We start from the raw sequence: 15,016 nt of genomic DNA on the forward strand, positions 1-15,016 counted from the left end.
TTTTTCCAACAGCTAATCCAAATTCTCCAGATACCACTGATAAGTTTTCTTGAGCCCCTCCTTAAGTGATACAAAATCAAATTCTCCAAGTTTTGCTTTCATTTTTTTCACATCAAAAATCTTAATCATCTGCCCATCTGGCTTTGACCGGTCCCACACTATCTCCCCGTCAAAACCCACGACTTCAGCTACAAGATTAACCAGTTCAGCAATTGAAATCCCTTCCCCTGACGACACATTTATAATATCAGGCTCATTGTATATTTCCGCAGCGCGTACAATAACTTTACACGCATCCTCAATATAAATAAAATCACGTATTGGCTTTCCTGTCCCCCAAACAGTCACTTTCTTTTTCCCATTCACTTTAGCTTCATGGAATTTTCTTATTAGTGCAGGAATAACATGCGAGCTCTCGAGCTCGAAATTATCATAAGGTCCATACAAGTTCCCAGGCACAAGTACAATTGCATTAAATCCATACTGCTTTCTGTAAGCCTGAGCCTGCACTACAGACATGGCTTTTGCCAGCGAATACGGAGCACTCTCAGGTTGAGGATATCCATTGAATAGCTCATCCTCTGAAATTGGGCTCGGGGCATTCGCAGGATAACTACAACCTCCAATCAAAGTAATGAGCTTCTCAACACCGGATAGATAAGCTTCATGTATAACCATGGTATTTAACAAAATATTATTATAAAAGAACTCCGCGGGGCTCTCTTTATTTGCAAGAATACCACCAACCATGCCAGCAAGATGAAAAACAACTTCAGGCTTTAACTCCCTGAACATCCTCCTAACCTCTTCCTGCACCATCAGGTCGTAATCCTTCCTAGTAGGTGTCAATAAATCCTGTCCTCTATTGAACAATTCCCTAACAAGATTCTTGCCGACAAAACCGGTTGCCCCCGTTATTAAAATTTTTTTACCCCCTAAATAGTTCATCACTCTACCCCTTTTTAAGCTTTGCTACTATATGAAACCCCATTTCGGGGTTCTCAATAGCTGACCAGTCACTGACTCTTCTCCTATTTCCAGAACCACGAGGAAAATCCTCTACTTCAAAAAGACCATCCACAAGCTCAAAACCACTGCTCTTGAAAAATTTCTCCCACCACTCCCTATCCTTCACATTAACATGATAAACCGCACCCAGCTCCTTGTCCTCATCCCGAAACACAGCTATGGAAGCAGTCAACAAACCATCCTTCTTTAAATGATTTTTTATATTTGTCATCAACTGTGGCAGAAATTCCTCAGGTATGTGCTCAAACACCTCCCAGAACCCTATAACATCAAATCTATAAATCTGCCCCGTTTTTGCATCCGTTATTTTAAATTCTTTGGTTATATCACAATTAAATAAATAATCATCAATTACACTCCATTCTCCACTTAGATTTTTTGACGGATAATCACTTCCTTCAAGTCCTACCGCAAAGTGATCTCTGGCCAAAAAATCAAAAACCAAGCCCCCTCCAGCACATCCCAAATCAAGATAACTTATTTTCCTACCAAAAATTTCTTCACATTTTTTAACAAATCTTAGACAATGAGTATTATCATTTTTAGCCCCACGCGGATATTTATAATCATCACTATAAAATGCAAATGGATATTCAGTAATCAAATGAACTCTATTCTGAGGTAATATATTATTAGTTTTATTTATAAGTTTAATATATAGATTAAATTTTTCATTTAACAATACATGATAAGCATTTATTTCATCCAATTCAGCATGAATCCGTCCTAACTGATCATCCAATTTACCATTAATCTGTCTTAACTTTTCATCCAATCTATTACTAATTTGTTCCAATTGTTTTTCAATATTATCTATTTTATTCTCAATGCTATTCAAATGAAAAATGCCTCTTAAAAAGTGTGCAATCTTTGTAAATATCTTCATTCCATCTCCCTTATTCTGTTAAAAATAATCACATAATGCATTTTTTAATTTACTGCAAAATTCTCCAAAATTAATATCTTTTCCCACCACCCTCTTCCCAAAAGTCCTCGCCAGTTCATACACACCAGAATGACTTCCATCTACATAAGGTAGGGCAATAATACTCGCTCTCCTAACGGAATTTACCAGCTCCTCATCCGATAGATACTTATTCTCAAAAACAAGTTGATCTGGATTTATTTTTTTTAATTCCTTTTTAAAATAGGGTTTTCCCGATCCCTTTATAACAAGCTTCCAATCTGAGAATTCGTTCTGAATTTCTGCAAAAGCTCTTATTAAATACTCTACTCCTTTATACTTCACAAACCTTCCGATGAAAAGAATTTCCCTTTCAGGTTTTATCTCTCTATCACCAATTTCTTTTAAGAAATCAAAAGTCCCATGGTTTGAGATTTTATATTTCTTCTGCTCATGCAAAGGGATACCCTGCGGTATTAGATGCTCATCATGAACAACTACATAATCACAATGATAAGAAAAAAGCCTTTGCATTATATGAAGAAAAACATTTTTCTCACCAAGATGTCCAAATGGATCGTGATATATAAAAATTTTATTTTTAGTATTCAATAAGCTCATAACAAAAGGATGAAAAAAAATTATTATTAGAAAATCATAACTTTTTGATGAAACTAGTTTTAAAACTTTAAAATAATAGAAAATATTCAAAAGTCTTATGTAGTCCATAATCCTCTGATATCTAAATGGTACTTCTAAATCTGCCAATATAATCTCTACAGATTTGTCTATATATCTTTTATCGCAATTTCTGGAAAGAATTAAAGTGACTTCATTTCTCATAGCCAACTTATTTGCCAGCTGTTTTGTATAATGCATTGGAGAACCAGGCCAGAGATTGATCAAAAGCAGAGTCCTATTTTCAATATTTCCAAAAAAGTTATGAACTATATTTTTCATAAATTTCACTATACTGCTCAGCAATCTTTTCCCAATCAAACTTCATCGCTCTTTTCATACTTTCCTTCTGCATTTTTCTAAGTTTTAATTTATCATTCATCAATATACCTAATTTATTTATTAAATCCTGTTTATCTCCCAGCTCAAACAGAAATCCATTTACTCCATCTTCTACAATCTGCCTATTCCCACCATTATTACTCGCAACAATTGCAAGACCGTTTGCCATTGCCTCCAATCCAGCAACGGGTATACCTTCATTTATCGATGCAATGCAAAAAATATCAGACATACAATAAAATTTAGATAGCTCATCTCTACTCATCCATGGCAGCAAATGTACTCTATCGTTCATATGATTTAACCTTATCAATTTCTCTAATTCACCCCTTTCGGGACCATCTCCTATCAAAAATAATTCCCAATTACTTTCTTTTAAATCTTTCAATGCGCTAATTAGAAACCCTAAATTTTTCTGCTTACTATATCTGCCAACATATAAAATTCTAAAGTACGTATCTTTTCGGTTTTCACATTTTTTATAGACTATATCAATTCCATTAGGTATGACTTCAACCTTCCCAGGTTTATAAATCCTTCTGACCTTATTTGCCAACTCATCATTCAAGGCAATGATAGCATCTGCACTTCTCCAGACCTTTTTAAAAAACCAATTGAACAGCCTAAAGTAAACAGTGGCTTCCGGTGAAAATCCAGGAATATCTCCACCGTGTGAAGTGATTATGTACGGTATGGAGTATCTTCTTTTAATATAATATGCAACTATACCAGAGGGAATAGCAAAATGAGCATGAATAAGGTTTGGTTTTTCCATATTAACAAGAGTATTAATTATGAATAACGCTGAAATGATAAACGAAATTTTTTCTAACGTACTGGAATACCCAATGTTACTTCTTAAAGTTTTTAGACGTAAAATCTTTATTCCTCTATTAATAGACATACCAGATAAATTTTTATATCCTGACGTTAACACTGTTATTTTAAAACCTTTTTTGACCAATTTTTCAGCTAACCTTTCTGTAACCTTTCCCGCTCCCCCACCAATCGGTGGAAACTCATAATTAATAACTAATACTTTCATAAAATTTGTTCAGCAAAAAAATTTTTCCTTATAATTTCTCCGAGTATCAACAAACTCCACATTTCTTTTCTATAATCACATTTACCATTAGTATGCTCTAATATTATTCTGTTTATATAATCCATATTCAAAATATCACCCATGGTATTTTTATAAATATCTATTATTTTTTCTAATCTGTCTTTCAATTCCCTTCTAACCCATCCTGCCACTGGTATTCCGAAACCCTTCTTTGCTCTATTAATAACAAATTCAGGTAATACCCCCTTCATTGTCTCTTTTAATATGTATTTAGTTTTTATCCCCTTCAATTTATAATCCGATGGCAATTTTGCCAGGAATTCTACTAAATCCTTATCAAGAAAAGGACATCTTACCTCTAATGAATTAAACATACTCGCCTGATCAATCTTGTATAAAATATCGTCAACAAGATATGTTTTCATATATGAATTAATCACTCTATCAACAAGATCAATGCAATTGCTATTCAAACTCAATATATCATCATATAGGAATTTTAAATCCCTATAACCGTCTTTTATTGGTATATTTTTATAATTAAAAGAGCCTAGCCATACCTGGTTTCTTAAAGGATAATTTCTACCTATCTCAGCTGAAAAACCCTCAAAAAAACGTCGCAATCGAAATCCAAAACTCATATTATTTTCACTAACTGGAAAAATTTTCCCTACAGTTCTAAATACTCCAATAAATAAGTGCGGTAAAAAATCCACCAATTGCGAAAGTTTTAAAGCTATAAAAGTATCATAACCTGAAAAAAACTCATCACCCCCATCTCCGCTTAAAGCAACCGTTATATGCTCACTCGCAAATCTAGACAATAGATAAGTCGGAAATATTGAATAGTCAGCGAATGGCTCATCAAGCATATCTATCACTTTATCAAATAGATCAATTAAATCCTCTATTTCTAAAATTTTTAAATTAAAGTTTACTCCAAAGTACTCTGCTACTTTTTTTGCATAAAATGATTCATCATAAGATTTTTCTCTAAAGCCGATGGAAAAAGCATCAACATTTTTTGCTCCCTTTATTTCGACAATAGCCCATAATACCGTGCTGGAATCTATTCCGCCGGATAAAAACACACCAAGCGGTACATCACTTATAAGTCTCTTTTCGACCGCATTTAAGATTAGTCCTTTTAACTTTCTTTTAGCCTCGTAAATTGGAATATCAATTTTTGGTGTAAAACTCAAGCACCAATATCTTCTTTGTTTAATCTTAAAACCTTCATTTGATATATCAATTTCCAGGAAACTTCCTGGATTGATCTTAAAAATTCTTTTGTAAATTGTTCTCTCTCCAGGTATATAATCATAAACAAAATATTTTGCAATAGATGTAATATCATATTCAAATAACAATTCTGGATGCTTTTTTAAAGCCTTTATCTCACTGGCAAATGCGAAAATATCACCCTGTGTCGTATAATATAGAGGCTTTTTCCCGAACCTATCTCTTGCCAGGATTAATTTTCTTCTATTTTTATCATAAATACCGATGGCATACATCCCATCAAGCTTGCCAAATACATCTGTACCACACTCCTCATATGAATGAACTATTACCTCAGCATCTCCTCTCGAGTTAAATATATGTCCCTTTGCTTCTAATTTCTTTCTTAATTCTCTGAAATTGTAAATTTCACCATTAAAAATAACCCATATGCTTTTATCTTCATTACATATCGGCTGGTTAGATGCAGTGGATAAATCTATAATGGATAAGCGTCTATGACCAAGAGCAACCTTATCATCCAGATACACACCTTTAGCATCAGGGCCACGATGAATTAATGTATCCACCATAGTCTGTATTAAGTCTTTTTCGGGATTTCTATTATTTTTATAGAAAAATCCAACAATCCCACACATACTTTATTTTTTGCCATATGTTATGACATTTTCAACAACATAGTCTGCTTTATCCTGTGCTTCCAAAAAACCTCTCATAACGATTTCTCCGATTAATCCGACAATTATAAACTGCATTCCTCCTAGTATCGAGAACATTATCATCATAAGAAATGTTTGAAAATCTACCCCCCATTCAAAAATAAATTTTGAAATAAAAAGCAATATTGAAAATACAGTCGAAATAAACCATACTGCAAAAGCTATTTTACCGAAAAACTGTAATGGTCTTGACCTGAATCCAGTGTAAAATCTGAGAGTTATCAGATCAAGTAAAACAGTCCCAACTCTGTTCAAACCATATTTAGTCTGCCCAAATTGTCGCGGATGATGTTTTACGGGTATTTCTGCTATCTTTATCCCGAGCCACGCGGCATATGCGGGTATAAATCTGTGCATTTCACCATAAAGTTTTAAATTCTTGAGTATACCTTTCTTGTACGCCTTTAATGAGCACCCAAAGTCATGTATTTTTACTTTCGTCCCCTCAATGAGCTTATTTATTATTCTATTTGCTATCCAGGAAGGAATTTTTCTTGTAATAGCATTATCTTTCCTGTCTTTTCTCCATCCACTTACAAGATCATAGCCCTCGCTTAACTTTTCTAGAAGCTTTGGAATATCCTCAGGATCATTCTGCAGGTCAGCGTCCATTGTAATTATTACATCACCTGTTGCATATTTAAAGCCTGCAGCAAAAGCTGCAGTTTGCCCATAATTTTTTCTGAATTTAATAATTGCAACACTGCTATCTTTTTGAGCTATCTCATCCATTATCTTTAAAGAATTGTCTGTACTGCCATCATCAATAAAAATGATTTCATAATTCTTGCCCAACCCGCCAAGAACATTTTTCAGCTTATTGTATAATAACAAAAGAGAACCCTCTTCATTTAAAACAGGAATTACCACAGATATTTCTATTTTTCTATCTTTCTTCTTATCAGCATAATCTAGAGACTCAACGATTTTAATTGGGCTTATCTTGGCAGGGATTATTTTTACATCTTTTTTCTGAACATCCTTTAAAATAGGAACAAATTCCTTCCATACGTCAATGGCTTGAGTAATCTTACCCTCAATTGCATAGGTCAATGCCATCATTGTCTGGATGTTTTCATTATACGGATCCAGCCTGGAACATTTATGAAATATTTCCCGCGCCTTAATAACTTCACCCTTATTTAAATAGCAATATCCCTTGTGATACAACACCTTAATATTGTTTTTATACTTTGAAAGTATTTTATCATATTCAGCTATTGCTTCATCATAGTTACCAAGTAGTTCATAGGCAATACCTTTGTTAAAAATTACATCATCATTTGATAAACCATTTTTTGAATATTTATTTATCAAATAAATTGCTTCCTCATATCTATCCGTCTCAATATATAAAGCGGATAAATTCACAACAGCATGAGTAAAATTCGGATTTATATTTAAAGCTTCTATAAAACTCTCCTCTGCCTGCTTACTATCACCAAGTTGATTATATACAATGCCAAGATCATTGTATACCTCAGCTTTTTTTAGTCCTCTATTTATGGATTTTCTAATATATTCAGCTGATTTATCAAAAGCTCCTTTCAGAAAATATACTCTACCAATCCCATACAGGCTCTGCGGATTCTCAGGGTCTAATTGAATAGCTCTTGAAAAATAATTAAAGGATTCTCTCGGTTGAGCAATCTCAAGGTGTATTTCACCAAGAAGGAGATTCAAATGTACGTCATCCCCTTTTAATCGATATAAAGGTTCGAGAATCTCAAGCGCCGATTCAAAATCCTTTTTTTTCAGGAAATATTCCGCCTTATTCAGAATTTCTATGTCAGATCCATTTGTTTTCACTGCATTTTTCAATCCTTTGCCATTCTTAAAAAAATAATTCAAAACCCCCTCCATAGCTTCGCCTCCTCAGTCCCATTTACTGAAGAGGTAATAAGTCACAATTTTTAAGTAAATAATTACTTACCGTTATCGGAAAGCATATCGCTGATTTCCATATTATCCAGACTTACGGTAATTATGCTTGATCTATTCTCCCGTAATATCCTCTGATAAACTTCTTCTCTATAAATAGGGATTTCACGCGGAGCTTCTATTCCAATTTTTACATAATTTCCACTAACTTCTATAATTTTTATTTTTATGTTATTTCCGATTCGGATAACTTCATCACACTTCCTTGTAAGAACCAGCATCTCTCCCTCCCTGGAGAATACGAAAGATCATATTACTCATCTTTCTCTTTCATATATTTCTTTGTTATTTAGTTTTTCAATGAAAATTTGATAGCCTGTTTTGGAATTACGATCTATAACAACGGGAGCTTCGTAATTAGCCACAAATTTTTTATTCTCTTTATCAATTTTTGCAACAAAATAGATATCTATATCACAATTATTATTATTGAAAAAGATTTTCGTTTCTCTTTTTATTGTATCAAAAAAACTCTTTGTTTTTTCATCGGGCAAATATTTCATTAAGACCATAGATATGTTTGGATCATCTTTTGCAAAAAGGACAGAAAAAAGAGGATTATTACTTATATCTGCTATCATAAAAGCTCTTATCCACTCGAATCCTGGTAACCCATATTTGAAATCATACTCTTCAATTTTTTCAACATCCAGCTTTTTTAAAAAATCAGGTACATTTACCTTCATTCCACATCCCTTATCTTTTTACTGCAAGAAGCTGAAGAGTGTCAATTGAATTGCATTAGCAGTTACCCTCAATGCAGCTTTATAGGCTGTCTCTTCGACATTATAGCTTGTAATTGCTTCAGCCATATCAACATCTTCTGCCTGAGATAGATATGATGATAAATTTACATTTGCCATCTCAAGCCTGCTTTTTACAAGTTCCAGCTGCTTTCTAACAGAGCCAACACCTGCGTTCAGATTCATAATCTTCTCCCCAACTTCATCTATATTTTCAATCAATGATGCAACTGTTGGCTGATCATCGGCAGCGAGAGCATCTCTTAAGTTGATCATTGTTTCAAAAATCCCGGTTGAAGCAAATTGACTACCAGTAACATTTAGAACTATCGAATAATTATCGGCAACTCTGCGGTAAATTTTACCTTCATTTCCATTATAGATAACCTGATTACCATCGTATGTAAATGGTTTCTCCCCTTTCGTAGATGTCCCTGCAAATACATACTTTCCTAGATAGGTACTATTTGCAGCTGAGACAACATTATCTATTATGGCTTCAACCTGTTCAGAAAGCGTCTTTCTTTCAAGATCGTTAAGTGACTTATCTGCACCCTGTATAGCAATTCCTTTAAGACGAATAACATTACTGTAAATATTATCAAGAATAGAATTAGTATTATCAACCCATCCTAAAGCATCCTCAACATTCTGAAGGAAGCTATTATTTCTCTCAATTTTTCTTTTAAAATTTTCTGCCTTTGAATAATTTACTGGATCTGAAGAAGGTTTCTCTATAGCTTTACCCGTAGATAACATTACCTGCTTTTTATGCAGGCTTTCTTTACTATGACTTAATGTTTGAAGCAACGTCCTTGTTATCACAGATTGTGTTACCCTCATTGGTTCCCCACCTCTTTTTTTGTTTAAACATTATACCATATTCAAAATAGTTACTATCATCTCATCAACAGTTTTAATCATCTTTGCAGATGCCTCATAGGCGTGCTGGAATTCTATCATATTCGTCATTTCCTCATCAAGAGACACCCCTGATATGGAATCAAGAGTGTTCTGAAGGTTCGTAACTACTTTTTCCTGACTGCTTCTCAAGAATTCCGCCTCCTGTGCCTTTGCACCTACATTGCTTATAAAAGAATTATAGTAATCCTCAATTGTAGTATCAGATATGATATCTCGGAATTGGAGATCGTGTATCGCTACTGCAACCTCGTTATTTCCAGGTTCATCAGGTTTTGAGCTTGCTACTACTAGTGATGGATCCCTGACTATTTCTGGATTTAGATCAAAATTAGACGCTCCCTGTACATCGGTTTTAAAAAAATAGACACCTGTCTTTCCGTCGAGGGTATAACCACGGGAATGTAACATATTTACATAAAGAGAAATTGAGATTGCAATATTATCAAGTGTACTTATCATATTTGGTATTTCATTATTAATAATATTCATCATGCTTCCTATTTCACCTGAATCAATATTTGCCAGCCTTGTGGTTCCGTCTGTATAAAGCTCTGCTTTGTAAACATTATTCTCCATTGTCAAATCAACAGTTATCTCAGAGGCAAGGTCTCCTGATAATACTATCTGATTACCCGCTAAGATAGTAAGAGAAGCATTTTTCTCTTCCTTTATTTTAACATTGAGATAATCTGACAATTCGCTTAGCAATTTATCTCTTTGGTCAAGGAGATCGCTTGTTCTTCTTGATACTATCTTCTTATTAAGCTCTGCAAGTTGAGACAAGATATTATTTACTCTTTCGACCTTATTAACAATTTCATCTTTGGTATTTCGCTGTAATTCAACCAGATTATTGTAATATCGCTGAATGGTATTAGTTAATATTACCCCTTTATCTTTTACAATATTTCGTGCTGCTATACTTTCAGGTTCAAGAGCCAGAGAGTTCCATGATTCCCAGAAATCCTGCAATACTTTAGATAAACCTGCATCAGTCGGCTCCGAAAATATATCTTCTATCTGTCCAAAAAGAGACTCATCCATTTTGTACTTAGCAAGATTCTGCTTTTCATAATTAACCTGATTTTCTACGAAAGCATTCCTAATTCTAACTATATTCTCGCTAATCAATTCGCCACCGAGTTGATTAAAGCCACCTATTGACTCACTAATACTGGAAAGTTCAACCCTTCTACGCTTGTATCCTTCAGTATTAATATTTGCAATATTTTTAGCTGTCACATTAATAGCTGAACGATAGTTAAAAATTGCTTTTTTTGATATATTTAAAATTTCAGATATAGCCATAGTTACCTCATATCTGAAAGTCAAGCATTTTATTGCATTTTGTTGGGGCGACCTTCACCCCCTTTGAATCATATATTTTCTCGGTTTCATTATCTAAATCGAGCAACAGATTGACCATATTCCTTGTAAAATCGATAGAAAAATTCAATAAATACTCATTTTCCCTGTTTAGTCTGGAAATTCTTTCAAGATTTGATAAAAGCACTTGTCTAATCTTAATAAGTTTATCTTTTACCTCAGTCGGTGAGAATTCTATTATATCACTCATCTTAATTTCTTTTTTATGAGCAAAGTCTTTCAACGCCTTTCTACAGGTTGTTTCTCTTTCTTTGATTAAGCCACTTATCTTTTTTATCTCAGCCTGCTCGTCAGCAACAACACTTCTTAATGTATCAATATCGCTTTTAATTATTGCATTCTGCTTCTCCTCAAGAATACTTGTGAGCTTCTCATATTCACCTATCTCTTGATCCAGAATCTTAATTAGTTCAGTAAACACTTTAATTTTCGAACTATTCATCATCGTTCTCCAGCAATCTTATCTTACTTCTAATCAGATCAAGACCATCTAAGTAACTTTCTGTTTTTATCATTTCCATATTTTCAACCTCACCCTTCTTTTTCAGAGCTCTATATATAACCTTAGATAAACCCACTCCCCCATTTTCTGCTATTGCCTTTCCCATCATACTGCTGAAAAGCATGCTTACGAGATTATTTTTATCTCCAACAATACCTCCTTCCGGCAGAGTTTTTTCCATAGCCTTTATAACATATGAGAGAAATAAACCTTCAAACTCTTTACTTGCTTTTTTTAACTTTAAATCTTCTATTCTTTTTTGAATTTCAATATTCTGTTCTGCAAACTTATTCTGAACTTTCATATCCTATCACATGATTATTAATCTTGCATTTAATGCACCAGCCTCTTTAATAGCCTGAAAAATGGCTATTATATCCCTTGGCTTCAAACCAAGTTCGTTTAATGCTTGGGCAAGATCAGCCACTGTAGTCGTTTCTCTTACTACGGCAGTTTTCGCTTCTGTTTCCTGTATTGTAGTTTCTGTAATATAAGTAACAACAGTCTGTCCAGCAGAACTAAAAGGAGCAGATGGCTGCGAAATGACTGGCCTTCTCCTCACATGAATAGTTAAGGAACCATGTGATACCAACACTTCGCTCAGTTTAACATTTCCACCGGCTACAATAGTACCTGTCCTCTCGTTTATTACAACCCTTGCTTCAACATCAGGTCTTACTGTCAGCGTTTCAATACTTGCTATAAAGGTCACACCATCTTCAACATTTTTAACAAAATCTGGATACTTGACCTCAACAACATTGGCATTTATTGCCTTTGCAAGCGTTACCCCACTTTCTCGATTATAAAGTTTGTTTATTGCATCGGCAATCCTTGTAGCTGTAATAAAATCGGGATTATTAAGAATAAGTCTTAGCGGTACTGAAAGGTCAAAATCTTGGCCCTCTGGAGCTTTTTCAAGTATACCTCCATTCGGTACTCTCCCCACAAGAGCATGATTTTTACGAACTTTTTCTCCAGCCGTTGTTTCGATATTATAGCCACCAATTGATACCGGACCCTGGGCTACTCCATAATACATTCCATCGGGCCCCATCAAAGGGGTCAAAAGTAAAGTGCCACCTTCTAGACTTTTAGCATCACCAAGAGAGGAAACCACAACATCAAATCGTGATCCAACCCTTCCAAAGGCTGGAGTCTTCGCCGTCACCATGACAGCGGCAACATTTCTCGTTCTCAGCTGTTCCTTAGGTACATTTATTCCAAACCGTTCGAGCATGTTACTGATACTCTGTACTGTAAATATAGCTCCCCTACGAGAAGCCGGTCTGTCGCCCGTACCATCAAGACCCACAACAAGACCATATCCGATTAGAATCTCCTGCTTCGCATTTTCTACCCGTGTAATATCTTTGATACGAACCTGCGAAAGTACGTTCGATACAATAATTAACAAAACAAATAAAACTCTCAATCCAGCCCCATAATACTTAATGCTATTAATCCTATTCCAATCGCCCATGTTGTTAACCTTTGAAATGTCCCCGGCTTAAAAAGCTTGTTTTTTATTCCAGCTTTTCTGTATATGATTTTAACATCGGCAACATTATATGAGTAAACGGTATTATTTTCCATTATATCACGAGGTCTCACATATCCCTCTATCTTCATAAGATTTCTCTCACCATTTACCTCTACCAGCTTTTCCCCCTTAATTCTTAATAGACCATTTTCTGTTCGCTCTACTACAAAAGCAGTTATCTTCCCTGTTAGTCTTTCTTTTTGCTCTGTGCCCTCACTTCCGCTATGACTATTTGAAACTTTACTGGAAGCACCAAAAAGCGGTAAAAAATCTGTCAGATTTCCTTTTACCGAACCTTCAGCTCCTATATTGGATGAGGATGAAGAAGATATCTTTGATTCACGAGTAGCATTCGCACTTTCTACAATCAATACTGTAACAGCATCCCCAACATCGCATCCCTTTAAATCTGAAAATATTGATCTTGAGCTATTAAAACTCTGTGAGTTTGTAAAAGATAACAATAAAAGGAGTGACAATGTAATTTTAAATAATATAATTTTATTTTTCATTGCAACTCCACTACTACAAGTTCTTTTTCCTTTAAAACGCCGGTCAAAATTTTCCCAGCTGGTTCACATGCTACCCTTACTCGGCGATTCAAATATCCATCTTCCTTTAATACACCTTCAGTCATAACATCAAAGTTTTTTGACTCCAATTTGACCTTTACCCTGCTTCCCCTTGATACAAATGGTTTTTCCTTTATCATATGATCTCTTATAATCTCCCCTTTTCTTATAAATCTTTTTGCTACCATACCACTTATTTCTGGAAGGTCCTTTAATCTAAAAAAGTCAAGATTCCCACGTTCAATTTTTAATCTCCTAATTTCAATCTTTTCATTATCTATAGTTTCCCCTGGCGAGATATTCTCTTTAGCAATTAAAACATCAAAGAAGGCAGATACTCTCAAGGTTATAGGAATCTTCTCTTTAATAATGCCCTTTGAATCTTTATATAAAAGCCAAACTGTTGTTAACCCCAACCTATTGTACATTCCATTCAGTCGAACCTCATATCCTTTGTCATTATAAAATTTATTTTTATAATTAGAATTATATATTTGCAGTTCGATATCGCCTTTACTAATCCCATAGACATGGGAAAATTTTTCCAGAAGCTTGTCACAAAGTTCATTATATTCTGAAGCTAAAACGAAAGAGGTTAAAATAAACAAAATCGATAGTTTAACTCGCATAATTACCTAACTAAAGCATTGGTCATTCTTAAAATCTCATCGGCTGTTCTTACCGCTCTTGAGTTTATTTCATATGCTCTTTGAGCTACTATCAAATCAATCATTTCCTGCACAACATCCACATTTGATTTTTCAAGATACCCTTGCTCAACCTCGCCAAAGCCTTCTTCTCCAGGTAATCCAAAGACAGGAACACCTGAAGCATCAGTTTCCTCGAAGAGGTTTTCACCTATCGGCTTCAACCCCGCAGGATTCATAAACATAGCAAGTTCTATCTGACCTATCTCCTCCGGTTCGGTTTGGTCTTCATATAGAACATAAATAACACCATTTTTATCAATTTTTATACTAGAGGCATTTTCAGGAATAACTATTTCAGGGTACAGGAGGTATCCAGAATTGTTAACAATATTCCCATTTGCGTTAATGCGGAATGATCCATCTCTTGTATAAGCGATAGTACCATCTGGTCTCTGAACCTGAAAAAACCCTCTTCCATTTATCGCTATATCAAGAGGATTACCAGTCTGTTCTATCTCCCCTTGAGAAAATGCTCTATAGGTGGAAACAGGTCTATTTCCAAGACCTACCTGAATTTCAGCTGGTTTTTCATAACCATTACTTTTCTCCCCACTACCAAGAGTCAACGTTTCGTACAGTAAATCCTGAAATTCCATCTTAACCTTTTTATACCCATTTGTGTTAACATTTGCCAGGTTATTAGATATTACATCTATATGCAATTGTTGAGCAGACATGCCTAAAGCCGCTGTTCTTAAAGACCTTAACATTTTAC

At 34.6% G+C, this 15,016-nt stretch carries 16 protein-coding genes; all 16 read right to left on the reverse strand.

What is annotated here, in order from left to right; all coding sequences use genetic code 11:
- Positions 1-12: 12 nt before the first annotated feature.
- Positions 13-948 carry a GDP-L-fucose synthase gene (locus tag H0Z29_03215; GenBank protein ID MBO8130511.1) on the reverse strand — a complete coding sequence of 312 codons (936 nt, stop codon included), beginning with the start codon at positions 946-948 and terminating at the stop codon, positions 13-15.
- Positions 949-952: 4 nt separating this feature from the next.
- Positions 953-1,915: a methyltransferase domain-containing protein gene (locus H0Z29_03220; protein MBO8130512.1), complete on the reverse strand. Its 963-nt coding sequence runs from the start codon at positions 1,913-1,915 to the stop codon at positions 953-955.
- 18 nt (positions 1,916-1,933) lie between these two features.
- Positions 1,934-2,893: a glycosyltransferase gene (locus H0Z29_03225; protein MBO8130513.1), complete on the reverse strand. Its 960-nt coding sequence runs from the start codon at positions 2,891-2,893 to the stop codon at positions 1,934-1,936.
- Positions 2,874-3,998, reverse strand: coding sequence for a glycosyltransferase family 4 protein (locus H0Z29_03230; protein ID MBO8130514.1), 1,125 nt, complete (start codon positions 3,996-3,998; stop codon positions 2,874-2,876). Before H0Z29_03230 ends, H0Z29_03225 begins: the two co-directional genes overlap by 20 nt.
- Positions 3,995-5,899 carry an asparagine synthase (glutamine-hydrolyzing) gene (gene asnB, locus H0Z29_03235; protein ID MBO8130515.1) on the reverse strand — a complete coding sequence of 635 codons (1,905 nt, stop codon included), beginning with the start codon at positions 5,897-5,899 and terminating at the stop codon, positions 3,995-3,997. The genes H0Z29_03230 and asnB overlap by 4 nt, the downstream gene beginning before the upstream one ends.
- Before the next feature lie 3 nt (positions 5,900-5,902).
- Entirely contained in the window at positions 5,903-7,843 is a 1,941-nt protein-coding gene (locus H0Z29_03240) for a glycosyltransferase (protein MBO8130516.1), read from the reverse strand.
- A 62-nt stretch (positions 7,844-7,905) separates the two neighbouring features.
- Positions 7,906-8,142, reverse strand: a complete 237-nt coding sequence (csrA, locus tag H0Z29_03245) for a carbon storage regulator CsrA (GenBank protein ID MBO8130517.1) — start codon at positions 8,140-8,142, stop codon at positions 7,906-7,908.
- Between the two features lie 36 nt (positions 8,143-8,178).
- Positions 8,179-8,607 (reverse strand): flagellar assembly protein FliW, encoded by a 429-nt coding sequence (gene fliW / locus H0Z29_03250; GenBank protein MBO8130518.1) that lies wholly within the window; start codon positions 8,605-8,607, stop codon positions 8,179-8,181.
- An 18-nt stretch (positions 8,608-8,625) separates the two neighbouring features.
- Positions 8,626-9,507 (reverse strand): flagellar hook-associated protein 3, encoded by an 882-nt coding sequence (locus H0Z29_03255; GenBank protein MBO8130519.1) that lies wholly within the window; start codon positions 9,505-9,507, stop codon positions 8,626-8,628.
- Between the two features lie 30 nt (positions 9,508-9,537).
- Positions 9,538-10,896, reverse strand: a complete 1,359-nt coding sequence (flgK, locus tag H0Z29_03260) for a flagellar hook-associated protein FlgK (GenBank protein ID MBO8130520.1) — start codon at positions 10,894-10,896, stop codon at positions 9,538-9,540.
- A gap of 7 nt (positions 10,897-10,903) precedes the next feature.
- A complete protein-coding gene (locus tag H0Z29_03265) occupies positions 10,904-11,416 on the reverse strand; it encodes a flagellar protein FlgN (GenBank protein MBO8130521.1) in 513 nt (170 codons plus the stop codon).
- Positions 11,409-11,780, reverse strand: a complete 372-nt coding sequence (locus H0Z29_03270; protein ID MBO8130522.1) for a hypothetical protein — start codon at positions 11,778-11,780, stop codon at positions 11,409-11,411. Before H0Z29_03270 ends, H0Z29_03265 begins: the two co-directional genes overlap by 8 nt.
- Positions 11,781-11,786: 6 nt before the next feature.
- On the reverse strand, positions 11,787-12,959 hold the full coding sequence (locus tag H0Z29_03275) for a flagellar basal body P-ring protein FlgI (protein MBO8130523.1): 1,173 nt from the start codon (positions 12,957-12,959) through the stop codon (positions 11,787-11,789).
- The gene (locus tag H0Z29_03280; protein MBO8130524.1) at positions 12,908-13,531 is read right to left on the reverse strand and encodes a flagellar basal body L-ring protein FlgH; all 624 of its coding nucleotides are present in this window, start codon (positions 13,529-13,531) and stop codon (positions 12,908-12,910) included. The genes H0Z29_03275 and H0Z29_03280 overlap by 52 nt, the downstream gene beginning before the upstream one ends.
- The gene (gene flgA / locus H0Z29_03285; protein MBO8130525.1) at positions 13,528-14,220 is read right to left on the reverse strand and encodes a flagellar basal body P-ring formation protein FlgA; all 693 of its coding nucleotides are present in this window, start codon (positions 14,218-14,220) and stop codon (positions 13,528-13,530) included. Before flgA ends, H0Z29_03280 begins: the two co-directional genes overlap by 4 nt.
- 2 nt (positions 14,221-14,222) lie before the next feature.
- Positions 14,223-15,011 (reverse strand): flagellar basal-body rod protein FlgG, encoded by a 789-nt coding sequence (gene flgG / locus H0Z29_03290; GenBank protein ID MBO8130526.1) that lies wholly within the window; start codon positions 15,009-15,011, stop codon positions 14,223-14,225.
- Between the last annotated feature and the right edge of the window lie 5 nt (positions 15,012-15,016).

The organism is Candidatus Neomarinimicrobiota bacterium (assembly GCA_017656425.1).
Taxonomy (GTDB): domain Bacteria; phylum Fidelibacterota; class UBA2242; order UBA2242; family B5-G15; genus JACDNV01.